Annotated in this window: 20 protein-coding genes; 14 read left to right on the plus strand and 6 right to left on the minus strand. The window is 72.7% G+C overall.

The genetic code is table 11. The features are described from left to right. The coding region (locus IRQ30_RS23790; protein WP_193612990.1) for an FHA domain-containing protein at positions 1–428 on the minus strand (428 nt) is incomplete at its 3' end. Positions 429–568: 140 nt separating this feature from the next. On the opposite strand from IRQ30_RS23790, the gene IRQ30_RS11430 reads away from it, so the two are divergent. The 3 genes from IRQ30_RS11430 (at position 569) to IRQ30_RS11440 (ending at position 3690) form a co-directional block, all read left to right on the plus strand. Continuing rightward, positions 569–1363, plus strand: coding sequence for a deoxyribonuclease IV (locus IRQ30_RS11430; protein WP_193612991.1), 795 nt, complete (start codon positions 569–571; stop codon positions 1361–1363). A 13-nt stretch (positions 1364–1376) separates the two neighbouring features. Beyond that, a complete protein-coding gene (locus tag IRQ30_RS11435; RefSeq protein WP_227467466.1) occupies positions 1377–2498 on the plus strand; it encodes a lipid II:glycine glycyltransferase FemX in 1122 nt (373 codons plus the stop codon). A 124-nt stretch (positions 2499–2622) separates the two neighbouring features. Further along, complete coding sequence (locus IRQ30_RS11440) at positions 2623–3690, plus strand: alanine racemase (protein ID WP_193612993.1); 1068 nt, start codon at positions 2623–2625, stop codon at positions 3688–3690. Here IRQ30_RS11440 and IRQ30_RS11445 read toward each other — a convergent pair. Together IRQ30_RS11445 and IRQ30_RS11450 are read right to left on the minus strand one after the other, a co-directional pair. Next, entirely contained in the window at positions 3651–5072 is a 1422-nt protein-coding gene (locus IRQ30_RS11445) for a glycosyltransferase 87 family protein (protein WP_193612994.1), read from the minus strand. The two genes, IRQ30_RS11440 and IRQ30_RS11445, sit on opposite strands and share 40 nt — an antisense overlap. 4 nt (positions 5073–5076) lie before the next feature. Next, a complete protein-coding gene (locus IRQ30_RS11450; RefSeq protein ID WP_338089666.1) occupies positions 5077–7317 on the minus strand; it encodes a transglycosylase domain-containing protein in 2241 nt (746 codons plus the stop codon). Between the two features lie 220 nt (positions 7318–7537). Between IRQ30_RS11450 and IRQ30_RS11455 the strand changes: the two genes are divergently transcribed. Together IRQ30_RS11455 and IRQ30_RS11460 are read left to right on the plus strand one after the other, a co-directional pair. Further along, positions 7538–8128, plus strand: a complete 591-nt coding sequence (locus IRQ30_RS11455; RefSeq protein ID WP_193610549.1) for a PadR family transcriptional regulator — start codon at positions 7538–7540, stop codon at positions 8126–8128. Positions 8129–8207: 79 nt separating this feature from the next. Further along, positions 8208–9293: an inositol-3-phosphate synthase gene (locus IRQ30_RS11460; protein WP_193612996.1), complete on the plus strand. Its 1086-nt coding sequence runs from the start codon at positions 8208–8210 to the stop codon at positions 9291–9293. Between the two features lie 149 nt (positions 9294–9442). Here IRQ30_RS11460 and IRQ30_RS11465 read toward each other — a convergent pair whose 3' ends face one another. Together IRQ30_RS11465 and IRQ30_RS11470 are read right to left on the minus strand one after the other, a co-directional pair. Continuing rightward, positions 9443–10444: a 1-aminocyclopropane-1-carboxylate deaminase/D-cysteine desulfhydrase gene (locus IRQ30_RS11465; protein ID WP_338089667.1), complete on the minus strand. Its 1002-nt coding sequence runs from the start codon at positions 10442–10444 to the stop codon at positions 9443–9445. After that, a complete protein-coding gene (locus IRQ30_RS11470; protein ID WP_193613005.1) occupies positions 10426–11799 on the minus strand; it encodes a CCA tRNA nucleotidyltransferase in 1374 nt (457 codons plus the stop codon). The genes IRQ30_RS11465 and IRQ30_RS11470 overlap by 19 nt, the downstream gene beginning before the upstream one ends. A 151-nt stretch (positions 11800–11950) precedes the next feature. Here IRQ30_RS11470 and IRQ30_RS11475 point away from each other — a divergent pair, with 151 nt between their 5' ends. The 7 genes from IRQ30_RS11475 to trxA all read left to right on the plus strand — a co-directional run bounded on the left by IRQ30_RS11475 (position 11951) and on the right by trxA (position 20899). After that, positions 11951–14161: a DUF6049 family protein gene (locus tag IRQ30_RS11475; RefSeq protein WP_193612997.1), complete on the plus strand. Its 2211-nt coding sequence runs from the start codon at positions 11951–11953 to the stop codon at positions 14159–14161. Further along, positions 14158–15813, plus strand: a complete 1656-nt coding sequence (gene murJ, locus IRQ30_RS11480; protein ID WP_338089668.1) for a murein biosynthesis integral membrane protein MurJ — start codon at positions 14158–14160, stop codon at positions 15811–15813. The genes IRQ30_RS11475 and murJ overlap by 4 nt, the downstream gene beginning before the upstream one ends. Positions 15814–15893: 80 nt before the next feature. Further along, positions 15894–17825, plus strand: coding sequence for a protein kinase family protein (locus tag IRQ30_RS11485; RefSeq protein ID WP_193612998.1), 1932 nt, complete (start codon positions 15894–15896; stop codon positions 17823–17825). Further along, entirely contained in the window at positions 17818–18513 is a 696-nt protein-coding gene (sigM, locus tag IRQ30_RS11490) for an RNA polymerase sigma factor SigM (protein ID WP_193612999.1), read from the plus strand. Before IRQ30_RS11485 ends, sigM begins: the two co-directional genes overlap by 8 nt. 52 nt (positions 18514–18565) lie before the next feature. Beyond that, positions 18566–19261 carry a hypothetical protein gene (locus IRQ30_RS11495; protein WP_193613000.1) on the plus strand — a complete coding sequence of 232 codons (696 nt, stop codon included), beginning with the start codon at positions 18566–18568 and terminating at the stop codon, positions 19259–19261. A gap of 134 nt (positions 19262–19395) precedes the next feature. Next, on the plus strand, positions 19396–20406 hold the full coding sequence (trxB, locus tag IRQ30_RS11500) for a thioredoxin-disulfide reductase (RefSeq protein WP_193610541.1): 1011 nt from the start codon (positions 19396–19398) through the stop codon (positions 20404–20406). Positions 20407–20572: 166 nt separating this feature from the next. Then, complete coding sequence (gene trxA / locus IRQ30_RS11505) at positions 20573–20899, plus strand: thioredoxin (protein ID WP_134740542.1); 327 nt, start codon at positions 20573–20575, stop codon at positions 20897–20899. Positions 20900–20924: 25 nt separating this feature from the next. Here the strand turns inward: trxA and IRQ30_RS11510 are convergent, their stop codons facing one another. After that, entirely contained in the window at positions 20925–21581 is a 657-nt protein-coding gene (locus tag IRQ30_RS11510) for a GNAT family N-acetyltransferase (RefSeq protein WP_193613001.1), read from the minus strand. A 64-nt stretch (positions 21582–21645) separates the two neighbouring features. Between IRQ30_RS11510 and IRQ30_RS11515 the strand changes: the two genes are divergently transcribed. Both IRQ30_RS11515 and IRQ30_RS11520 read left to right on the plus strand, forming a co-directional pair. Continuing rightward, entirely contained in the window at positions 21646–22860 is a 1215-nt protein-coding gene (locus IRQ30_RS11515) for a pyridoxal phosphate-dependent aminotransferase (protein WP_193613002.1), read from the plus strand. 104 nt (positions 22861–22964) lie between these two features. Next, a complete protein-coding gene (locus IRQ30_RS11520) occupies positions 22965–23738 on the plus strand; it encodes a lysophospholipid acyltransferase family protein (protein ID WP_193613003.1) in 774 nt (257 codons plus the stop codon). The last annotated feature ends 178 nt before the right edge of the window (positions 23739–23916 follow it).

The raw sequence follows: 23916 nt of genomic DNA on the forward strand, positions 1-23916 counted from the left end.
TCGGTCGCCCCGACCGGCGGCGCCTGCGGGTACGCCGGCACGGGCGGTGCGGGAGGCCCCTGCGGGACCTGCGGGCTGGGCGGGAAGCCCGCCATCGGGGCGGACGGGGGCGGCGGCGGGGGCGGGGCGACCGCGCCGGTGACGGTCACCCGCAGCGTCAGGGCCTCGTCCTGGGCGCCGAAGGAGAGGGTGGTGGTGCCGCTCAGCAGGGCCTGGCGCACGGGCTGCCCGTCGACGCGGGTGCCGTGCGTGCTGCCGAGGTCGACGACCTCCCAGCCGTCGCCGGCGGCGCGGATCTCCGCGTGCCGGCGCGACACCGTCGGCTCCACCGCGACGATGTCGTTGTCGGCCTCGCGCCCGACGCGGAACGTGCGCGGCTGCTCCGAGGCCCACGTCCCGGTGGGCGACTGGATGCTGATCGTGCTCATGGAGGCCTCTTCTTCGGTGCCCGGCGGGTGGACAGGAGCCTAAGCCCGCGCACCGCCGATCTCGGACGTTGCTCGGATACGTGCCCCTCCGGGGGCCGCGGGAAACGAGGGCGGGGGTGCGGACTCCTACGATGAGCGGCATGAGCATCGCCATCGGAGCGCACGTCGACCAGACCGACCCCGTCGCCGAGGCGCAGGCCCGCAACGCGCCGCTGGTGCAGTTCTTCCTGGGCGACCCGCAGAGCTACGGCGGCCCGGAGATCGCCTACGCCGGGGGCGCCGAGGGCCTGAAGGCCGACGCCGAGGCCGCGGGCGTCGACCTGTACGTCCACGCGCCGTACCTGATCAACGTCGCGACGACCAACAACCGGATCCGGATCCCCAGCCGCAAGCTGCTCCAGCAGCACGTCGACGCCGCCGCGTCGATCGGCGCGAAGGGGCTGATCGTGCACGGCGGCCACGTCAACAAGGCCGACGACCCGGAGAAGGGCTTCGACAACTGGCGCAAGGCCATCGCGGCCACCGACCTCAAGCTGCCGCTGCTGATCGAGAACACCGCCGGCGGCGACAACGCGATGACCCGCTACCTCGAGCGGATCGGCCGGGTGTGGGAGGCGATCTCGGGCGCCGAGGGGTTCGAGCAGGTGGGCTTCTGCCTCGACACCTGCCACGCCCACGCCGGGGGCAACCCGCTCGAGACGGTGGTCGACGACGTCCGCCGCATCACCGGCCGGATCGACCTCGTGCACTGCAACGACAGCCGCGACGAGTTCGACACCGGGGCCGACCGGCACGCCAACTTCGGGGCCGGCCGCATCGACCCCGAGCTCCTCGCCTCCGTCGTGCGCGACGCCGGTGCGCCGGTCGTCTGCGAGACCCCGGGCGGCGCCGAGGAGCACGTCGCCGACTTCGAGTGGCTGCGCGCGCGGCTGTAGCCTCGACCTCGTGCTGAGCGTCCGAACCATCCCCGAGCCCCAGCACCTCGACCTCCTCGCGTCGCGTGACTCCGCGAGCTTCCTGCAGACCCCCGCGTGGGGCCGGGTGAAGGGCGAGTGGCGCCGCGAGTCGCTCGGCTGGTTCCGCGGCGACGAGCTCGTCGGCGCCGCGCTGGTGCTCTACCGCCAGCTGCCCAAGGTCAAGCGCTACCTCGCCTACCTGCCCGAGGGCCCGGTCATCGACTGGGAGACCGAGCAGCTGGGCGAGTGGCTGGCGCCGATGACCGCGCACCTCAAGGCGCAGGGCGCCTTCGGCGCGCGCATGGGCCCCCCGGTGGTCACCCGCCGCTGGTCGGCGGCGCAGGTCAAGGACGGCATCGCCGACCCCGGCGTACGACGCCTGGACGACCTGGCCCCGACCCAGCGCGACACCGTGGGCGCGCGCGTCGTCAGCCAGCTCGACGAGCTCGGCTGGCGCCGGCAGGTGGCCGAGGGCGGCTTCGCGGCCGGCCAGCCGCAGTACGTCTTCCAGGTGCCGCTCACCGCCGGCGGCGCGCCGCTGTCGGAGGACGACGTGCTCAAGGGCATGAACCAGCTCTGGCGCCGCAACATCAAGAAGGCCGGCAAGCTCGGCGTCGAGGTGACCTCGTCGGCCGGCACCGAGGACCTCAAGGCGTTCCACGACCTCTACGTCCACACGGCGCAGCGCGACCACTTCACGCCGCGCCCGCTGGCGTACTTCCAGACCATGGTCGACGCGCTCGGCGCGGAGAGCCCCGACCGGATCCGGCTGTGGTTCGCCCGGCACGAGGGCGACCTGGTGGCCTCCACGATCTCGATCCGCGTCGGCGCCCACGCCTGGTACTCCTACGGCGCCTCCTCCACCGAGAAGCGCGAGGTCCGCGGCTCCAACGCGATCCAGTGGGCGATGATGCGCGACGCCCTCGCCGCGGGCGCGAGCGTCTACGACCTGCGCGGCATCACCGACACCCTCGACCCCGACGACTCCCACGCGGGGCTGATCCAGTTCAAGGTCGGCACCGGCGGTGAGGCCGTCGAGTACGTCGGCGAGTGGGACCTCCCGCTCAACCGCCCGCTCTACCGCGCCTTCGACCTCTACATGAGGCGGCGCTGATGCGCGCGACGTTCGCTCCTGCCGGAAGCCTCTGGGCATTTCCTGTCGCTTCTGGGCCGGAACTTCGGCCCAGAAGCGCAGGTTTTTCAGCATCTGCTGAAAACCCGGCCGCCGGAGCCGACCGATGAGCCTCACGCTGACGGTCGACGGGGAGCGGTGGCGCGCCCACCTGCGGCAGGTGGCCGACACCCACCCGGGGCTGGTGCCGGTGACCAAGGGCAACGGCTACGGGTTCACGCTGGCGCGGCTGGCGCGCAAGGCGCAGTGGCTGGGCGTCGACACGATCGCGATCGGGACCTACGACGAGATCGGGCACGTCGCGCAGCGCTTCGACGGCAGCCTGCTGGTGATGACGCCGTGGCGCCCGTTCGGGGCCGCGCTCGACGCGGACCCGGCGCAGGACCCCGCGCTGGCCAGACGACTGGTGCACACCGTCAGCCGGGTCGAGGACCTCGAGACGCTGCTGACCCGCCAGCCCGACGCCCGCTTCGTGCTGGAGCGGATGACGTCGATGCAGCGGCACGGGATGACCGCGCGCGAGCTGTGGGCCGCCGCCCGGGTGCTCGCCGACCGCCCGCACGCCCGCCTCGAGGGCATCGCCATGCACCTGCCGCTGGCCCAGGGCTCCCACCTCTCCGAGGTCTCGCGGCTGATGAACGACGTGGTCGCCGCCGGGCTGCGCACCACGACGGTCTGGGTCAGCCACCTCACCGACGCCGAGCTGGCCGCGCTCGCCCAGTCGTACGCCGAGTACACGTTCCGCCCGCGGATCGGCACCGGGCTGTGGCTCGGCGACCGCTCGGCGCTGAGCGTCACCGCGACCGTGCTCGACGTCCACGACCTCGAGCGCGGCGACGCGTTCGGCTACCGCGCGCGCACCGCTCCCAAGAGCGGACACCTGCTCATCGTCAGCGGCGGCACCGCCCACGGCATCGGCCTGGAGGCGCCCACCGGCGAGTCCTCGATCAAGGCCCGCGCCGCGACGCTCGCCCGTGGCGGCCTGGACGCCGTCGGGTTCGTGCGCTCGCCGTTCTCCATCGACGGCAAGCAGCGGCTGTTCGCCGAGCCGCCGCACATGCAGGCCTCGATGCTGTTCCTGCCTGCGGGCGCGCGGGTGCCGGCCGTGGGCGACCGGATCGACGTCCGGGTCCGCTACACCGCGACGGCGTTCGACCGCGTCGACATCACCTGAGGGTCACCTGAGGCTGGGCGCTCGACCGGGTCCCGCTCGGGCCGCCAGACGTCGCGCACCACCAGGGCGACCAGGTAGAGCTCGCACGCCATCCGCAGCACGATCGCCACCCAGTAGAAGCCCGCGTCGCCGCCGCCGGCCGGCTCGAGGTAGCCGCCGAGGTACCACCACACGGTCGCGAAGTAGAGGACCTCCCCGGCCTGCCACACCAGCTGGTCGCGCCAGCGCGGCCGCGCGAGCACGGCCAGCGGCAGCAGCCAGAGCACGTACTGCGGCGAGTAGACCTTGTTGACCAGCAGGAAGCCGGCCACGATCAGGAAGCCCAGCTGGGTGAAGCGCGGCGTCGTCGGCGCCAGCATGCCGAGCGCGAAGACGCCGCCGCACCACAGCGCGAAGAACGCCCACGACCAGGCGTTGATCGTCGAGGCGCTGAGCGCGAGGTCGCCGGCCTGGTCGATGACCAGCCAGACCGAGCCGAGGTCGGCGGTGCGATCGGAGTTGAACGACCAGAACACCTTCCACTCCGTCGGGCTCGCGAGGTACGCCGGCGCGTTGACCAGCAGCCAGGTCGCCAGGCCGCCGAAGACGACGGCCCCCAGGTGGTCGAGTCGGCGCCGGCGCAGGCAGATCACCAGGATCGCGCCGAGCAGGAACAGCGGGAAGAGCTTGACCGCCGTGCCGAGGCCGATCAGCACACCGGTCAGCAGGGGCCGGTCGCGCGCCCACGCCCACAGGGCGCCCGCGACGGTGGCCACGGCCAGCAGGTCCCAGTTGATGAGGCCGGTCAGCACGAGGGCCGGTGACAGCGCGAAGATCGCGGCGTCCCAGGGGCGACGGGGGTTGACCTTGGCCAGCAGCCAGGCGCTGAGGATCGTGAGCAGCGCGAGGCCCAGCGCGTTGACCGCGACGTAGAGCCGCGTCTCCCGCTTGATGTCCGGGTCGGCCTGCAGCTCGCCGACCGAGCGGGCGTAGCGCTCGTCGAGGTCGGGCGAGCCCTCGAGCCAGTGCGTGACCCGCGAGGTGGCCCAGGCCCAGTAGGAGATCCCGACCGGGTACTCCATCGACTCGTAGCGGTCGCGGGTCTCCGCGTCGTCGGTGTAGGGGTAGGTGTGCTCGGCGAAGCCGCGCAGCGTGTACAGGAACGGCAGGTCGGAGTAGCACATGGCGGAGTAGCGGGTGTCGCCCTCGCTCCACGTGCCCTCGACGCACGGCGCCTTCTGCACCATCCCGAGCGCGAAGCCGACCGCCGCCATCAGCACCACGACCCGCAGCGGCGTCCACCAGCGGCTGCGGCCGATGCGGTCGCCGGCCGGGCCGCCCACGCTCTCGCTGAGGCCGGCGACGACCGGGTCGTCGTGGGTCGGGTGGACGTGACCGCTCACGCGGTCACCAGAAGCGGTACGACTCGCGGTAGGCGCGCGGTCGCGGGGTCGCGCCGCCCGCCGGGGTGGTCTCCGGCGGGCCGGTGGGCAGCTCGGGGCCCGTCGGCGTCGGGGTGGGGGTGGGCGTGGGGACCGGCGTCGGGGTCGGCGTGGGCGTCGGGGTCGGCTTCGGGGTCGGCTTGTCCGTCGGCTTGTCGCTCGGCTTGTCGTCCGGCTTCTTCGTCGGCTTCTTGGTGGGCTTCGGCGGCGGGGGCGGCGCCGGCGAGTGGCCGTCGTCGGGCGCCTCGCCGTCGACGAAGACCGGGTCGGCCAGCTCGAGCACCTCGGTGCCCTCGAGCGCGCGCTCCATCACCGCGGTCCAGGTGGCCGTCGGGTAGTCGCCGCCGTAGAAGCTGGGCAGCCAGCCGTCGAGCGGCTCGGCGCCCTTGCCGCGCACGTAGACGACCGAGGTCGCCAGCTGCGGGGTGAAGCCGGTGAACCACGACGACACGACGTCGCCCTTGTCGTTGGTCGACGTCCCGGTCTTGCCGCCCGCGGGCCGGCCCAGCGCCTGGGCGTCGGCCCCGGTCCCGCCGGGGGCGTCGACGACCTGCTCCAGCGCGTAGGAGACGTCGGCGGCGATGTCCTTGTCGAGGACCCGCTTGGTGGTGTTCTTGTGGGAGTAGAGGACCTCGCCGTCCTTGGCCACGACCTTCTGGACGACGTACGGCGCCGCCGCCTCGCCGCCGTTGGCGATGGTGGCGTAGGCGTTGGCCATGTTGATCGGGCTCACCGTCGCGCTGCCGAGCGCCACGCCGACGTTCGGCTCGAGGCCGGGCGTGCGGGTCGGGATGCCCTTGGGGTTCTTGCCCCGGGGCTTCTCCGGCGGGATGCCGAGCGCGTTGGCCATCTCGATGACCTTCTCCGGGCCGTCGGGGATGCTGTCGGTGAGGTCGATGAAGGCGGTGTTGACCGAGCCCTCGGTGGCCCTGAGCAGGCTGACCGGGCCGAAGGACTCGTTGCCCTGGTTCTCGAACTCGGTGTCGCCGATCTCGATCGGGCTGTTGCCCTCGAAGGTGTCCTTGAGCGAGAAGCCCGCCTTGAGGCCGGCCGCGACCGCGAAGGGCTTGAGGATCGAGCCGGCCTGGCCGCCGGCGACCGCCCAGTTGAGCTGGGACTGCAGGTAGTCCTGGCCGCCGTAGAAGCCGCGGACCGCGCCGGTGCCGGGCTCGACGCTGGCGACGCCGACGTGCAGCTGCTTGTCCTTGAAGCCCTCGGGGCGCGCCTCGACGACGCCCTCCTTGGCGGCGCGCATCGCCTTCTCGGTGAACGTGGTCGTGATGCGCAGGCCCTTGCCGTCGATCTGCTCGTCGTCGAACCCGAGCCGGTTGAGCTCGTTGCGGACCAGCGTGAGCATGTGGCCCTTCTGGTCGCCGTAGGCGCTGCGGGCCTTGATCTTGGGGAACTTCGGGAGCCGCTCGCGCGCGGCGGCCGACGGCTCGTCGTACGTGTCGTCCATCTCGGCCATGCCGTCGAGGACGAACTGGTAGCGGCCCAGCAGCGTCTCGCGCGCGGCCTCGCCGTTGGCGGGGTCGAGGCGGGTCGGGTTGTTGAGCACGCTGGCGAGCACGGCCGACTGGCGCAGGTTGAGCGCCTTGGCCGGCTTGTCGAAGTAGGCGCGTGCGGCCGCCTGGACGCCGTAGGCGCCGCGGCCGAAGTAGATGGTGTTGAGGTAGCCGGCGAGGATCTCGGACTTGGTCATCTGCCGGCGGATCTTCAGCGACAGGATCGCTTCCTTGGTCTTGCGCGTCAGCGAGCGCTCCTGCGTGAGGTACAGGATCTTGACGTACTGCTGGGTGATCGTGGAGGCACCCTGGGTGCTGTTGCCCGACGCGTTGCTGAACGACGCGCGCAGGATGCCCTTGGGGTCGATGCCCGGGTCGCTCCAGAAGGTGCGGTTCTCGGCCGCGATCACGGCGTTCTGCAGGTCCTCGGGGATCTCCTCGAGCGGGATCGACTCGCGGTCCTGGACGGCGTAGCTGCCGAGCTCGGACTTGCCGCCGTCGTAGTAGACGAACGACGTCTCGGTCTGGAAGTCCTCGTTGGCGTCGGGGACCTCGATGGTGTTGTAGAGGAACACGAAGGTCCCGACCGCGACCAGCGCGCCGACCAGCCCCACGATGAGCAGCCACTTGGCGGCCTTCTTGACCCGCTGGCGGGGCGTCAGGGGCGTCTTCTTCCCCTTGCCCTTCCTGACCTTCGTCACGGGTGGTCCGTCGGCCCTGCGCTTCGCACTCACGTTCACTGCTCCGGGGGTCGGGGACACGGCCGCCACCGCCACCGCACGTCGTACGGCGGGCGACGACTGCTCAGCGTACGCAACCGGGCCCCAGGCACCCCAAACCTCTGCGGCCCGACACGCACCGGCAACACGATGGATATGTCGCCGATTCGTAATCGCCGGATATATCGCTACGATAGGTCGCATGGCACGTCGTGGAGAGACCATCGAGCTGGCAGTCCTCGGACTGCTGCACGAGGGACCCATGCACGGCTACGAGCTGCGCAAGCGGCTCAACCTGATGCTGGGCTGGAGCCGGGTGCTGAGCTACGGCTCGCTGTACCCGGCGCTGAAGAAGATGCTGCGCGGCGCGCTCATCGAGGAGCACACCACCTCCCCGGTGCCGGGCGTCCCCGTCACGCGTCGCCCCCGCATCGTCTACCAGGTCACCGAGGCCGGCACCCGCGAGTTCCAGCGGCTGATGTCGGAGGTCGGCCCGACGGCCTGGGAGGACGACAACTTCGACATCCGGTTCGCGTTCTTCGGCAGCACCGACATGGAGATTCGCCTGCGGGTCCTCGAGGGTCGGCGCACCCGGCTGCAGGAGCGGCTCGACCGCGTGCAGTCGCAGCTGTCGCTCACGCAGGCCGAGGTCGACCGCTACGCCCAGGAGCTCCAGCGCCACGGCGTCGAGTCGGTGGAGCGCGAGGTCCGCTGGCTCTCCGACCTCATCAACGCCGAGCGGAGCCTCGACCAGATCGAGCTGCGCCGGCCCCCGACGGAGCAGGCCCAGTAGTCGGTTCAGTAGTCAGCACCCGCAGTACCTGCAGCACCGCACGATCTCCAGAGAAGTCACACCACGAAGGGAAGCCCCCATGGGTTCGGTACGAGTAGCAATCGTGGGCGTGGGCAACTGCGCCACGTCACTGATCCAGGGCGTCGAGTACTACCGCAACGCCGACCCGGACGCGACGGTCCCCGGACTCATGCACGTCATGTTCGGTGACTACCACGTCAAGGACGTGGAGTTCGTGGCGGCGTTCGACGTCGATGCCAAGAAGGTCGGGTTCGACCTCTCCGAGGCCACGCAGGCCTCCGAGAACAACACCATCAAGATCGCCGACGTCCCGCCGCTCGGCGTGACCGTCCAGAAGGGCCCCACCCTCGACGGGCTCGGCAAGTACTACCGCGAGACCATCGAGGAGTCCGACGTGGACTCCGTCGACGTCGTGCAGGTCCTCAAGGACTCCGGCGCCGACGTCATGGTGTCCTACCTCCCGGTGGGCTCCGAGGAGGCCGACAAGTTCTACGCGCAGTGCGCCATCGACGCGGGCGTCGCCTTCGTCAACGCCCTGCCCGTCTTCATCGCCTCCGACCCGGTCTGGGCCAAGAAGTTCGAGGACGCCGGCGTCCCGATCGTCGGTGACGACATCAAGTCGCAGGTCGGCGCGACCATCACGCACCGCGTGATGGCGAAGCTGTTCGAGGACCGCGGCGTGTCGCTGGACCGCACCTACCAGCTCAACGTCGGCGGCAACATGGACTTCAAGAACATGCTGGAGCGCGACCGCCTGGAGTCCAAGAAGGTCTCCAAGACCCAGGCCGTGACGTCCAACCTCGAGGGCTCGCTCTCGGGCAAGATCCACGACCGCAACGTCCACATCGGCCCCTCGGACTACGTCCAGTGGCTCGACGACCGCAAGTGGGCCTACGTCCGCCTCGAGGGTCGCGCGTTCGGTGACGTCCCCCTCAACCTCGAGTACAAGCTCGAGGTCTGGGACTCCCCCAACTCCGCCGGCATCATCATCGACGCGATCCGCGCCGCGAAGATCGCCAAGGACCGCGGCATCGGCGGCCCGATCATCTCGGCGTCGTCGTACCTGATGAAGTCCCCGCCGGTCCAGCTCAACGACGACGAGGGCCGCCGCCGCGTCGAAGCCTTCATCAAGGGCGAAGAGTAGGCGCGAGGCACGAGCGCCTGCTCGTCTCGCCCGCAGGTTGAGCAAGCCCCGCGGCTGAGGAACGAAGCCGCGACGGGCGCGGCCCGCTCGCATCTGCAGGAGATTCACCCACCGACCCGCCAGCGACTCTCTGGCGGGTCGGTGTCATTTCACCGCACCGTCTGGTCGGGACCTGCGACTCCGCGGGGGCCGTGGGTGTTGAGCCAGAGGACCGGGCCGACGAGGGCGTCCCCCAGTGCGCGGATCGCCGCGAGGGACTTGCCGGTGTAGACGGGCTCGAGGGTGAGGCCGGCGTCGCGGGCGGCGGCCACCTCGGCCAGCGAGGCGGGGGTGGGGTCGCCGTAGGTCTCCCCGAGCCAGTCGGGACGCAGGTCGAAGTCGGCCGCGCCGAGGTCGGGCACGTGGGACATCCCGCGCTCGCGCAGCAGGTCGGCCGTGCGGCGGCTCAGCCGCGCCATCGCCGGGGCGTCGAGCCGGAGCATGTCGTTGACCACGGCGCCGAGCACGCGGGTGCGCAGGCCGGCGATCCGCAGGCCGAGGGTGAGGCCGGTGACGGTGCCGCCGGAGCCGACCGGCACCACCACGGTGGCGGGCTCGGGCAGGTCACCCGAGGCCACCTGCGCGGCGATCTCGAGCGCGACGTCGACGTAGGCGAGGGTGCCGAAGGCGTTGGACCCGCCGGCGGGCAGGTACCACGGCCGGTGGCGCAGCAGCAGCCATGGCGCGGCCAGCTTGAGCCGCCGGACCGACGGGTAGCGGTGCAGCTCGGCGCCGGAGGCCGCCAGCCGGGCCAGCTGGTCGCGGACGTGGTCGTCCTCGGGCTGGGCGACCAGCCCGAGCACCGTCCTCAGCCCGTGCTCGCGCGCGTAGAGCGCGCAGGCCAGGCCCCAGTGGGTGCCGATGCCGCCCACCGTGAAGAGCGTGCGGACCCCGCGGCGCTGGGCCTCGGGGATGATCCACTCGAGCTTGCGGACCTTGTTGCCGCCCCACGCGCCGTCGCCGAACGCCGACTCGTCCTTGAGCCAGACCTCGGGGACGAAGCCGAGGTCGAGCGGACGCACGGGCGTGGGCGTCCGGCCGAGCGCGACGTGCCCGAGACCGGGCACGAGCTCCGCCAGCCGGGCGCCGGGGCTCACCGCGAGGCCCACCACGCGAGCAGGGCCGCCCGGGCATCGTCCTCCTCCATCGGGCCGCGGTCCATGCGCAGCTCGAGCAGGTGGTGGTAGGCCTGGCCGACCTCGCGCCCGGGCGCGATGCCCAGGATCTCCATGATCTGGTTGCCGTCGAGGTCGGGGCGGATCGAGCCGAGCTCCTCCTCCTCCGAGAGCCGCGCGATGCGCTCCTCGAGGCCGTCGTAGCTGCGACGCAGGCGGTCGGCCTTGCGCTGGTTGCGCGTGGTGCAGTCGGCGCGGGTCAGCACGTGCAGCCGCGCGAGCTGGTCGCCGGCGTCGCGCACGTAGCGACGTACGGCGGAGTCGGTCCACTCGCCGCTGCCGTAGCCGTGGAAGCGCAGGTGCAGCTCGACCAGCCTGCTGACGGCCTCGATCTCGTCGTTGCTGAACTTCAGCGCCTTCATCCGCTTGCGGGTGAGCTTGGCGCCGACCACGTCGTGGTGGTGGAAGGTAACGGTGCCGTCGTCGACGAAGCGACGCGTGCGCGGCTTGCCGACGTCGTGCATGAGCGCGGCGAACCGCGAGACGAAGTCGGGCTCGCCGCCGAGGCGGTCCTCGAGGTCGATCGCCTGCTCGAGCACGGTCAGGGTGTGCTCGTAGACGTCCTTGTGGCGGTGGTGCTCGTCGCGCTCGAGCGCGAGTGCCGGCAGCTCGGGCAGCACCCGGGCTGCCAGGCCGGTCTCGACGAGGAGGCTCAGGCCGAGGCGGGGGTACGGCGCGCAGACCAGCTTGACCAGCTCGTCGCGCACCCGCTCGGCGGAGATGATGTCGATCCGCTCGGCCATCGCCGTCATGGCGGCCACGACCGCCGGGTCGACGGTGAAGCCCAGCTGCGCGGCGAAGCGGGCCGCGCGCATCATCCGCAGCGGGTCGTCGGAGAAGGAGTCCTCGGGGCGGCCCGGGGTGCGCAGCACCCGGTGGGCCAGGTCGACCACGCCGCCGAAGGGGTCCTCGAGCTCGCGCCCGGGCACCTTCACGGCCATCGCGTTGACGGTGAAGTCGCGCCGGCCGAGGTCGCCGTCGAGGGTGTCGCCGAAGTCGACGGTGGGCTTGCGGGAGGTGGGGTCGTAGACCTCCGAGCGGTACGTCGTCACCTCGACGACCCACTCGCCCTTGCGGCAGCCGATGGTGCCGAATGCGCGGCCCATGTCCCACAGCGCGTCGCCCCAGCCCTTGAGCAGCCGCTCGGTCTGCTCGGGGCGCGCGGAGGTCGCGAAGTCCAGGTCGTGGTGGGCCCGGCCGAGCATCGCGTCGCGCACCGGGCCGCCCACGAGGGCCAGCTCGTGGCCGGCGTCGTTGAAGAGCCGCCCGAGGTCGTCGATCACCGGCGACATCCGGTCGAGCTCGTCGGCGACGGCGCGCTGGACGTCGGCCAGGCGCAGGGTCGGGAGCGGGGCTTCGGGCACGACCCGCGAGTCTAGCGACTGCGCGCCCGGGTCGGCCGGTTGGTCGGGCGGGGCGCGCAGCGGCCGATAGGCTCGCCCGGTGGTCCGGTCTCCCCTGCGTGTGCGCGCCCTCGGGGCCACGCTGGGAGCGGCGGCGTGCCTGGCCCCGGCCCTGAGCAATGTGCCCGCGTCCGCGACCGCGGTCTCCACGACGACCACCACCACGCCCGCGACCGTCACCGCCGCCGCCGGGGTCGCGCGGGCCGAGGAGCCGGAGCCGCTCAGCATCACCCTCGACGACGTCAGCCCGTCCACCGTGCCCCGACGCGGCCCGATCGTGGTCACTGGCACGGTCACGAACGTCGACTCCGAGACCTGGTCGACGGTCAACCTCTACCCCTTCATCGGCAACGAGCCGATGCGCAGCACCGCCGCGCTGGAGGCGGCCACGCGGGTCCCGGTCGACCAGGCCGTGGGCCAGCGCATCACCGACCGAGGGCCCCTCGACACGGTCGAGGAGCTGGCCCCGGGGCAGTCCTACGACTTCACGATCACCGTGCGCCGCGGCGACTACGCGCTGCCGTCGCGCGGCGTCTACTGGTTCGGCGTGCACGCCCTGGCCGAGGGACCGCAGCCGCGCGACGACGTGGCCGAGGGTCGCGCCCGCACCCTGCTCCCCTACGTGCCCGAGCGCCTGGAGGGCTCGGTCGAGACCGCGTTGGTGGTGCCGCTGCGCCGGTTCATCGACTACGCCGCCGACGGCTCCCTCGCCGACGAGGACGGGTGGCGCCAGACCCTCGACGACGGCGGGCGGCTGCGCGGCCGCGTCGACCTGGGGGCCGCGTCCGGCGCCTCGGCGGTCACCTGGCTCGTCGACCCGGCGCTGCTGGACGCCGTGCGCCGCCTCTCGCTGGGCAACCCGCCCCGCTCCCTCGAGCCGACCCAGCCGCCGGGCGAGGGCGAGGAGCCCGAGGACGGCGAGCCCACCCCCTCGGAGACCATCAGTCCCGAGGAGGAGGAGGAGCCGGAGGCCGAGGGCGAGGAGCTGAGCCCGGAGGCCGCCCAGCTGGCCCGAGTCGCCACCGACTGGCTCGCGGACCTGCGCGAGGCCATCTCCGGCGACCAGGTCCTCACGCTGCCCTACGGCGACGTGGACGTCGCGGGCGCCGCGCGCCACGACCCCGACCTGGTCGAGCTCGCCGTACGCCGCGAGGGCGTCGTGCTGCCGTCGTGGGGCGTCCCCACGTCGCCTGCCATGGGCTCGCCCGGCGGCTACCTCGACGCCGACGGCATCGCCCTCGCGGGGCCCGACACCACCGTGCTGCTCTCCGACCGGATGTTCGCCGCCGACCCGCCCGCCGTCGTCACCGCCGGCCGGCAGCGCCTCGTCGTGGCCTCGAGCGGTGCCGCCGCGGGCGGTCCGCTCCCCGGCCCCCGGCTGTCGTCGGTGGCGCTGCGCCAGCGGCTGGTCAGCGAGGCCGCCGTGCGGTTCCTCTCCCGCGAGCCCCGACCGCTGGTGATGGTGGTCCCGCCGCAGTGGATCCCCGAGGACCCCGACGGCTTCTTCGACGCGCTCGACCCCGCCTGGCTCGACCTGACCACGGTCGGCGACGTCGCCGACGGCACGGCCGGCACCGTCGACGCCGACCGCCTGGCCTACCCCAGGCGCGAGGCCGACAGCGAGCTCGACGCCGCCGCCTTCAGCGCCGTGCGCCGCCTCGCGAGCGACGGCGAGACCCTGCAGAACCTGCTCACCCGCAACGACCAGGTCGCCGGGGTCGTGCTCAACCAGTCCCTCGCCGGCGCGTCGTACGGCGCCCGCATCGCGCCCGACACGGCGCTCTCCTCGCTGACCCAGTCGCGACGGTGGATCGACGACCGGCTCGGGGCGGTCGAGATCGACGCCCCGCCCGGGGTGACCCTCTCGGGCGGCAACGGCAGCCTGGCGGCCACCGTCACCAACACCCTCGACGAGCCCGTCACCGTGGTCATCAGCGCGACCAGCGACAGCGGCGTCGACGTGGACGACTCCGAGCCCCAGCAGCTGGGGGCCGGCGCCAGCGCCACGGTCCTGCTCCCGGTGCACCGGCTGCGCCAGGGCGTGCACCAGGTGACGCTGCGCGCCGTCGACGCCGAGGGCAACCCCCTCGGCTCGGCCGACTCCTTCCCGATCCGCTCGGCCCAGGTCAGCACGGTCATCTGGGCGATCCTCGGCACCGGGACCGGGATCCTGTTCCTCGCGATCGGCGCCCGCCTGGTGCGCCGCATCCGCCACCGCCACGACGTGACGCCCGAGGAGGGGACCGCGTGAGCACCGCCGACGACCAGAAGGTCCTGGCCTCCAGCGCGGTGATGGCGGCGGGCACGATCGTGTCGCGCCTGAGCGGCTTCGTCCGGCTCACGCTCCTGGCCGCGGCGCTCGGCGTCTCCGTGCACGCCGACCTCTTCACGATCGCCAACACGATCCCGAACATGCTCTACATCCTGCTGGCCGGCGGGGTGTTCAACGCCGTCCTCGTGCCCCAGCTCGTGCGGGCGATGAAGAACGACCCCGACGGAGGCGAGGCCTACACCAACCGGGTGATCACGCTCGCGGGCCTCTTCCTCGGCGTCGTGACGGTGCTGCTGGTGGTCGCGGCGCCGTGGGTGACGTCGCTGGTGCTGAGCTCGGAGTACGACGCGGCGGCGCTGGCCGAGCAGCGCCAGTCGGCGATCGACTTCGCCCGGTTCTGCCTGCCGCAGGTCTTCTTCTACGGCATGTTCGTGCTGGTCGGGCAGGTGCTCAACTCGCGCGGCCGCTTCGGGCCGATGATGTGGGCGCCGATCGCCAACAACGTGATCTCGGTGGCGGTCCTGGCCGTCTACCTCTTGGTCCACGGACCGGCCCGCGGCGCCGAGGTCCTCGGCGCGTTCACGCCCGGGCAGGAGGCGCTGCTCGGGATCGGCTCGACCCTGGGCATCGTCGCCCAGCTGCTGATCCTGGTGCCGTACCTCGCCAAGGCCGGCTTCCACTACCGCCCGCGCTTCGACTTCCGCAACGCCGGCCTCGGCCACACCCTGCGCCTGGGCATCTGGACCCTGCTGTTCGTGGTGGTCAACCAGGCGGCGTACGTCGTGGTGGTCAAGCTGGCCACGTCCGGTCCCGCCGAGGGCGGCGAGGGCACCGGCATCACGATCTACTCCTCGGCGTTCCTGATCATGATGGTGCCGCACTCGATCATCACCGTCTCGCTGGCCACCGCGATCCTGCCCCGGCTGTCCGCGCGCGCCGCGGAGTCCGACCTCTCCGGACTGGCCTCCTCGCTGGCCAGCACGCTGCGCTCGGCGATGGCCGTCGTCCTGCCCTTCGCGGCGCTGCTGCCGGTCATCGCGCACGACATCGCCCAGGTGGTGTGGGGCCACGGCGCGGCCGCCGACGACTTCGGCCGCTACGTCCCGACGCTGGGGCTCTTCGGAGCCGGCCTGGTCTTCTTCACCATCCACTACCTGATGCTGCGCGGCTTCTACGCGCTCGAGGAGACCCGCACGGTCTTCTTCATCCAGTGCTTCGTGTCGGTCACCAACATCGTCGTGGCGGTGGTGCTCGTGGCGCGCACCGACCCCGAGCACACGGCCCCCTCGCTGGTGCTGGCCTACACGGCGGCGTACGTCGTGGGGTCGGCGATCTCCTTCGCCGTGCTGCGCCGGCGGCTGGGCGGTCTCGAGACCCCGCGGCTGCTGCGCTACCTGGTGCGGCTGGCGCTCGCGGTGGCGGTCTCGACCGGCGTCGCGCTCGCGCTGACGCTGCTCCTGCGCGCCCTGCTGGACTCCCCGCCCTGGCCCGTGGCGGCCGTGCAGGCCGCCGTGGTGACCGGGATCGACGTCGCGATCTTCCTGGTCCTGGCCCGGGTCCTGCACCTGCGCGAGGTCACGTCGGTCATCGAAACGGTAACGCGCCGCGTGAGGCGCTCCCCGGCGGCGTGAACCGCCCTACGATGACCGGGACGCCAGGGACAGCAGGGACACCTGGGTCGACCGGGTCCGAGGGAGGTGGAGCAGCCGCAGTGCCGCACACCATCCGGCCCGGCGACGTCCTCGCGGGCCGCTACCGGCTGGTCGACCTGCTCACCGAGAGCGGCGGCGGCCGGTTCTGGCGTGCCCACGACCGGGTGCTGCAGCGCCACGTCGCGCTGCACGTGATCCCCGCCGACGACGCGCGCGCCGAGGGGCTGCTCGAGGCGGCCCGCCGCTCGGCGCTCCTGCTCGACCGCCGGGTCCTGCGGGTGCTCGACGCCGAGACCCACGACGGGCTCTGCTACGTCGTCAACGAGTGGGGCTCGGGCACCTCCCTGGACATCCTGGTGACGAGCTCGGGCCCGATGGAGCCGCGCCGCGCCGCCTGGATGGTCGCCGAGGTGGCCGACTCGGTCGCGATGGCCCACGACGCCGGCGTCTCCCACGGCCGCCTGGTGCCCGAGAACGTCCTGGTCGACCGCACCGGCGAGATCCGGGTCATCGGGCTCTCCGTCGACGCCGCGATGCACGGCCTGACCGGCTCGCGGGCCGCCACGGACGTCGCCGACCTCGCCGGCCTGCTCTACTGCGCGCTCACCGGCAAGTGGGCCGGCGTCTCCGCCTCGAGCGTGCCCCGGGCCCCGGCGGAGAACGGCGAGGTCCTGCGACCGCGCCAGGTCCGCGCCGGCATCCCGCGCCCGCTGGACGCGCTCTGCGACGCGGTGCTCCACGTGCCAGGCTCGCCGGGCTCGCGCACCCGCGAGCTCGTGTCGGTCACCACCGCCCGCGAGATCAGCGCCTACCTCAGCGACTTCGTCGGCGACCCTGCCGGCATCGCCGAGGAGCTCCTGGCCACGCTGCCGCGGCGTCGCGACATCCCCGTGGTGCTCCCGGCCGTGCCCGAGCTCGCGGCGCGCGACAGCGGCGAGCAGCCCGCCGTGCCGGACGAGGCGGAGGCGGAGGTCGAGGCAGAGGTCGAGGCAGAGCCGCAGGCGGACGCCGGCAGCGACCTGGACCCGGCCACGAAGCCGCGGGTCGCGGCACCCGAGCTGCCCACGCAGGCCGGCATGCCGATCTTCGACGACGAGTCCGACGACGTCTCCTGGCTCTCGGTGCGCGAGCAGCCCGCTCCCCCGCCCCCGCCCTTCGAGGAGCCGCCGGAGCGTCCGCTGTTCGCCCCCTCGCCCCCCAGCGGCACACCGCTGCGCACGCCGCGCCCCGGCAGCGCCCAGGGCAGTGCGGGCGTCGACTTCTGGCCCTGGGAGAGCACCGGCACCGGCAACGTCGGCGGCCCCGGCCAGACGTCGGGCGGCACCGGGAGCGGGGTCATCCCGGCGGTCGACGACGAGCCGCCCCCGGGGCGCAGCTGGCTGCGCCTCGCGGCCGCCATCGCGGCGGGGCTGCTGCTGCTGGTCGCGCTCGTGGTCGCCTTCAACCTGGGCCGGGGCAAGAACGCCCTGGGCGGCGACCCGCGCGACTCCGAGCCCAGCCCCACGGTCTCCGCGACACCGAGCGCCTCCGCGCCCGCGGCCACCCCGCTGGCCGGACTGGTCGCCGACGACCTGGACCCGCAGGGCACGCCCGAGCAGGAGGAGAACGGCGACGAGGTCGGGCTGGCCCTCGACGGCGACCCCGAGACCTCGTGGTCGACGTCGGGCTACGACCAGCAGCTGGGCCCCGGCGGCCTCAAGACCGGCGTCGGGCTGAGCCTCGACCTGAAGGGGCAGCACTCGGTCTCCGAGGTGCGGCTCCGGCTCGTCGGCGCGCCCACGGGGGTCGCGCTCTACCTCGCCGACCAGCAGCCCACCGGGGTGGAGGGGCTGACCCAGGTCGCCACCACGACCGTCGAGGGCGACCGGGCGACGGTGGAGCTGCGCGAGCCCACGACCGGGCGGTTCCTGGTCGTCTGGCTCACCGAGCTCCCGCGCGACGGGGCGCGCTTCCGCGGGCGCATCGCCGAGGTGGAGGTGCTCGGTGCCTGAGACCCCGGAGCCGACCGGCTCGGACGACGCCACCACCGACGTCGCGCTGCTGCGCGCCCACGTCGAGGGCGACACCGCGGCGTTCGGCGTCCTCTTCGCCCGTCACCGTGACCGGCTCTGGGCGGTCGCGCTGCGCACCATGGGCAACCCCGAGGACGCCGCCGACGGGCTGCAGGACGGGCTCGTGGCGGCGTACCGGCGGGCGGGGTCGTTCCGCGGGGAGGCCGCGGTCACCACCTGGCTGCACCGCGTCGTCGTCAACGCCTGCCTCGACCGGCTGCGCGCCGCGAAGGTGCGCCGTGCGGAGTCGCTGCCCGACGACCTCGAGGAGTACGGCGACCGCGGCTCCACCCTGACCGCGACCGGCGTGGCCGACCCCGCGGACCTGGCGGTCGCGGGCGACCGGAGGCGCCGGGTGCTCGACGCTCTGGCCGAGCTGCCCGACGAGCAGCGCGCGGCGCTGGTGCTGGTGGACATGGAGGGCTACCCGGTCGCGGAGGTCGCCCGGATGCTCGACTGCGCGGAGGGCACCGTGAAGTCGCGGTGCTCGCGCGGTCGCGCCCGTCTCGCGGTGTCGCTGAGCCTGCTGGCGCCCGGAGGTGACCCGGAGCACGCCGACCCGGGGAACCCCGCCGGCGGCCCGTCCGTCAGATCCACGCAGGTCTCGCGAGCGCCGCCGCCCGACTGAGCGCGACGACCGGCCCGCCGCACCACCACCCCCGACCAGGAGAATGTCCTCGATGTCCGACGAGCGAGAGCTGACCGCCGCGGAGGAGGAGCGCGTCCGGCGCCTGCTCTCCGAGGCCCGCGCCGACGCTCCGATGCCCGACGACGTCGCCGCCCGGCTGGATCGGGTCATCGCCCAGCTCGGGGAGAGCGAGCCGGCCCCCGACGCGCACGTCGTGGCCCTCGCCTCGCGCCGGCGCCGCAAGGTGACGACCCTGCTCGTCGCGGCGGCCGCCGTGGTGGTGCTCGGCGTCGGCATCGGCCAGGTCGTCCCCCAGGCCCAGCAGGACGACGCGAGCACCGCCTCGGACGCGGGCGGCAGCGCCGCGGAGGAGGCCGCGCCGCCGGAGGCCGCGGCGCCCGATTCCTCGGCGGAGCGCGACGCCGAGCCCTTCGACCTGGTCGACGGGGTGCCGCGGGTGCGCGCGGAGCGGTTCGCCGCCGACGTCGCGCGGGTGGCGGGGCTCCCCACGGCCGAGGACCCCGACAGGAGCGAGCGGCCCCAGGCGCTCCAGTCGCAGGCCGACTCGAGCGCCCCCGCCCTGTGCGACACCGCCGCCTGGGGCGAGGGCCGCCTCCAGCTGGTCCGCTACGACGACAAGCCGGCCGTGCTGGCCTTCCGGCCGCCCATGGGGGCCACCCAGGTCGTCGACCTGCTGCAGTGCGGCACGGGCGACGTGCTGCGCTCGGTCACGCTGACCGTCGACTGACCGCTCGCGACCGACGGCTCGCGACTGCGGCGGGCGCCGCGGCGTACCCCGGGGAAGAATGCTCACCTACGATCGGTTGAGATCAGTGACGCCCCCTCACCGGGGTCCCCGAGCAGGAACGAGAGTTGGACGGCATGTCTGAGACCCGCAACGTGATCATCATCGGCTCCGGCCCCTCGGGCTACACCGCGGCGGTGTACGCCGCCCGGGCGAGCCTGCAGCCGCTGGTCTTCGAGGGCTCCGTGACCGCTGGCGGCGCGCTGATGACGACCACCGAGGTCGAGAACTTCCCGGGCTTCCGCGACGGCATCATGGGCCCCGCCCTGATGGACGAGATGCGCGCCCAGGCCGAGCGCTTCGGTGCCGAGCTGGTCTCGGACGACATCGTCGAGGTCGACCTCACCGGCAAGGTGAAGGTCGTCAAGACCGCCACCGACACCTACACCGCCCGCGCGGTGATCCTGGCGACGGGCTCGGGCTACCGCAAGCTCGGCCTGCCCAACGAGGACACCCTGTCGGGCAAGGGCGTCTCCTGGTGCGCGACCTGCGACGGCTTCTTCTTCCGCGAGCAGCACATCGCCGTCGTCGGCGGTGGCGACTCCGCCATCGAGGAGGCCACCTTCCTGACCCGCTTCGGCTCCAAGGTGTCGCTGATCGTGCGCCGCGACGAGCTGCGCGCCTCCAAGATCATGCAGGAGCGCGCCTTCGCCGACCCCAAGCTCGAGATCGAGTGGAACTCCGTGGTCGAGACGATCAACGGCGCCGACCGCCTGGAGTCGGTGACCCTCAAGGACACCGTCACCGGCGAGACCCGCGACCTGGCCGCCACCGGCCTGTTCATCGCGATCGGCCACGACCCGCGCTCGGAGCTGCTGACCGGGCAGGTCGACCTCGACGACAACGGCTACGTGCTGGTGCGCCACCCCTCGACCGCCACCAACGTGCCGGGCGTCTTCGCCGCCGGCGACCTGGTCGACCACCACTACCGGCAGGCCATCACTGCCGCCGGCACCGGCTGCGCCGCGGCGCTGGACGCCGAGCGGTTCCTCGCCGAGCTGGACCACAGCTCGGCCACCGGCCCCGAGGCCCAGGAGGCCGTCGCCGGCTCCGCGGTCACCGAGACCGTCACCACCGCCGGCCTCTGAGGCCCCCTCGACCCTTGCGGTTTGGTCACCAACCGCAAGGTCTGGGCCCTCGAACCTGCGGTTTGTGACCAAACCGCAGGGGACACGAGGCGACGGGGAACAGCCGTCGCACGTGTGGTGTTCACTAGACACAGACCTCTGAGTCGACCTAAGAAGGGAAATTGCCGTGGGCAACATTTCAGCCGTCACCGACGCCGAGTTCGAGGCGCAGGTGCTCAAGTCCGACAAGCCGGTCCTCGTGGACTTCTGGGCCGAGTGGTGCGGTCCGTGCCGCCAGGTCGCCCCGATCCTCGACGAGCTCGCGGGCAGCCACGGCGACAAGATCACGTTCCTCAAGATGAACGTGGACGAGAACCCCGTCACCCCGTCGTCGTACCGGGTCACCGGCATCCCGACGATCAACGTCTACCAGGGCGGCGAGGTCGTCCGCACGATCGTGGGCGCCAAGCCCAAGGCGGCGCTGCTCAAGGAGCTCGACTCCTTCATCAGCTGACCTGCTGACGCACCTGCTGCACCCGTCACCGCTCACCCGGCCTCTCGCCGAGTGAGCGGTGACTGCGTTCGGGGGTCGGCTCGGGGTGCGGGCGTACGACGCCCAGCAGCCGCTCGACCGCCGCCTCGACCTCGTCGCGCCAGGTCAGCGCCGAGCGCAGGTCCATCCGCATCCGGGGCGTGAGCGGGTGCGGGCGATGGGTCTTGAAGCCCACGCTGCCCAGGAAGCCCGCCGCGACCAGGCACGACCCCAGCGCCGGCGCGGTGGTGCCGAACGCCTCGACCGCCCGGATGCCGCCCCTCTGGATGAGGTCACGCGCCATGGACTGCACCAGCATCCGGCCCAGCCCGCCGTCGGCGTGCTCGTCGGCGACGTACGCCGTCGTCAGCAGCACCGCGTCCGGCGACACCGGCGCGGTCGGGAAGGCCCCCGACCCCGGGACGAAGGCGTCAGGCGCGTAGACGAGGTAGCCGACGACGTGGTCGTCCACCACCGCCACCCGCCCGCACGAGCCCCACTCCCGCAGCACCTCGGAGACCCAGGCCTCCTTCTCGGCCAGCGCCGCCTCACCGCGGACCCGCCTGCGGCGTACGGGGTCGAGCTCCCAGAACAGGCAGGAGCGGCACGGGCCGGGCAGGTCGGCGAGGTGGTCGACGGTGAGCCGGACGACCTTGCGGGACATGGCGGACCTCCTCGGGGGTGGGACCGGGGCCGGCGGCGTGCCGCCTCCTGAGAGGATGACACCCGTGCGCCCGATCCGGCAGAGCCGCAAGCTCCACAACGTCCGCTACGACGTCCGGGGACCCATCCTGGTCGAGGCCCAGCGCCTGGAGGCCGAGGGCCACCGGATCCTCAAGCTCAACATCGGCAACCCCGCGCCCTTCGGCTTCGAGGCGCCCGAGGCGATCCTCGCCGACATGATCCACCACCTGCCGGAGTCGCAGGGCTACAGCGACTCCCGCGGCATCTACCCCGCGCGCACGGCGGTCGCGCAGTTCTACCAGCAGCAGGGGCTGCTCGACGTGGACGTCGAGGACGTCTTCATCGGCAACGGCGTCTCCGAGCTGATCTCGATGGTCCTGCAAGCCTTCGTCGACGACGGCAACGAGATCCTGGTGCCCGCGCCGGACTACCCGCTGTGGACGGGCGCGGTGACGCTCGCGGGCGGCGTACCGGTGCACTACCTGTGCGACGAGGACGACGACTGGAACCCCGACCTGGCCGACATCGAGGCCAAGATCACCGAGAACACCCACGCCATCGTCATCATCAACCCCAACAACCCCACCGGCGCCGTCTACAGCAAGGCGACGGTGGAAGGGCTGGTCGACATCGCGCGCCGCCACGAGCTGGTGGTCTTCGCCGATGAGATCTACGAGAAGATCCTCTTCGACGACGCCGTGCACCACCACGCGGCCAAGGCGGCCGGCAGCGACGTGCTGTGCCTGACATTCAGCGGGCTGTCGAAGGCCCACCGGGTCTGTGGCTACCGCGCCGGCTGGGTGATGGTCTCCGGGCCCAAGGAGCTCGCCGAGGACTTCCTCGAGGGGCTGACGTTGATCGCCAACATGCGCATGTGTGCCAACGTGCCGGCCCAGCACGCCATCCAGACCGCGCTGGGCGGCTACCAGTCGATCCAGGAGCTGATCGTGCCCGGCGGGCGCTTCTACGAGCAGAGCATGCTCGCCCACCGGCTCCTCAACGAGATCCCCGGCGTCTCGTCGGTGAAGCCCCGCGGGGCGCTCTACTGCTTCCCGCGGCTGGACCCCGAGGTGTACGCCGTCGAGGACGACGAGCAGCTCGTCATCGACCTGCTGCGGGCCAAGCGACTCCTGGTCACCCACGGCACCGGCTTCAACTGGCCCTCCCCCGACCACTTCCGGCTGGTCACGCTCCCGGACGTGACCGTGCTGGAGGAGGCCATCGGCCGGATCGCGGAGTTCCTGGCCACGCGCCGCTGACCTGGGACGTCGCCGTCCTGGACTGCCATCACCGGGACGGGGCTGGCAGGCTGTCCCCCACGCTGGGGCCACGCGTGCCCACCGACCGCTCGACGAGGAGCACCATGCGCGACATCACCTACCCGCCGATCATCCTGACCGCGAAGACGCTCTTCCGCGCGCTGGGTCAGCGCTTCGACCTCACCGGCACCGAGCACGTGCCCCGTGAGGGCGGCGTGCTGCTGGCTTTCAACCACGTGAGCTACCTCGACTTCATCTACGGCGGCCTGGCTGCCAACCCGTCCGGGCGGCTGGTGCGGTTCATGGCCAAGCGCGAGGTCTTCGACCACGCCGTCGGCGGGCCGGTCATGCGCTCGATGCACCACATCCAGGTGGACCGCGGCGACGGCATCGCGTCGTACCGCTCGGCGGTGGACTACCTGCGCAAGGGCGAGGCGGTGGGCATCTTCCCGGAGGCGACGATCTCGCGGGCCTTCGAGCTCAAGGAGCTCAAGTCCGGCGCCACCCGCATCGCAGCGGCGGCGGAGGTACCGCTGGTGCCGGTGATCCTGTGGGGCACCCAGCGGCTGATGACCAAGGACCACCCCCGCGACTTCTCGCGCGGCACGACGATCGCGATCCGGGTCGGCGAGCCCCTGCACCCCTCCGGCGACGATCCGGCCGCCGACGCCGAGGAGCTGCGGACCGCCATGACGGCCCTGCTCGACGAGACGATTGCGGCGTACCCCGCCGCCGAGCAGCCGCCGGGCTCCTGGTGGCTCCCGGCGCGCCACGGCGGCAGCGCCCCCACGCTGGAGGAGGCGGCCCGCCTCGACGCCGAGGAGCAGCGCGAGCGCGCCGCCCGCCGCGCCGCCAAGCGCGCCGCGAAGAAGAAGTAGCCCGGAGGGGGGTCCCTGACGTTGATGTCATGTTTCGCGTGAAACAACGACACACACGTCAGGGACTATCTCTTAGCCCGCGAGGGGACGGGAGTTTCGCCGGTCGACCGGCGAAACTCCCCGCGGCGCCGCCGCGGCCCGCCCCGCCCCCCCCCGGGAGCGCCGGCGGCGGGGGATC

This window comes from Nocardioides lijunqiniae (assembly GCF_015024225.1).
GTDB lineage: Bacteria > Actinomycetota > Actinomycetes > Propionibacteriales > Nocardioidaceae > Nocardioides > Nocardioides lijunqiniae.

What these genes read in the sequence shown, in the direction of transcription:
- IRQ30_RS11455 (WP_193610549.1), top strand. Translation starts at nt 7,538, where the DNA reads ATGGCACGTCGTGGAGAGACCATCGAGCTGGCAGTCCTCGGACTGCTG.
- IRQ30_RS11495 (WP_193613000.1), top strand. Translation starts at nt 18,566, where the DNA reads ATGTCCGACGAGCGAGAGCTGACCGCCGCGGAGGAGGAGCGCGTCCGG.
- IRQ30_RS11510 (WP_193613001.1), bottom strand. Translation starts at nt 21,581, where the DNA reads ATGTCCCGCAAGGTCGTCCGGCTCACCGTCGACCACCTCGCCGACCTG.
- IRQ30_RS11520 (WP_193613003.1), top strand. Translation starts at nt 22,965, where the DNA reads ATGCGCGACATCACCTACCCGCCGATCATCCTGACCGCGAAGACGCTC.
- IRQ30_RS11440 (WP_193612993.1), top strand. Translation starts at nt 2,623, where the DNA reads ATGAGCCTCACGCTGACGGTCGACGGGGAGCGGTGGCGCGCCCACCTG.
- IRQ30_RS11470 (WP_193613005.1), bottom strand. Translation starts at nt 11,799, where the DNA reads ATGTCGCCGGTGATCGACGACCTCGGGCGGCTCTTCAACGACGCCGGC.
- IRQ30_RS11430 (WP_193612991.1), top strand. Translation starts at nt 569, where the DNA reads ATGAGCATCGCCATCGGAGCGCACGTCGACCAGACCGACCCCGTCGCC.
- trxB (WP_193610541.1), top strand. Translation starts at nt 19,396, where the DNA reads ATGTCTGAGACCCGCAACGTGATCATCATCGGCTCCGGCCCCTCGGGC.
- IRQ30_RS11460 (WP_193612996.1), top strand. Translation starts at nt 8,208, where the DNA reads ATGGGTTCGGTACGAGTAGCAATCGTGGGCGTGGGCAACTGCGCCACG.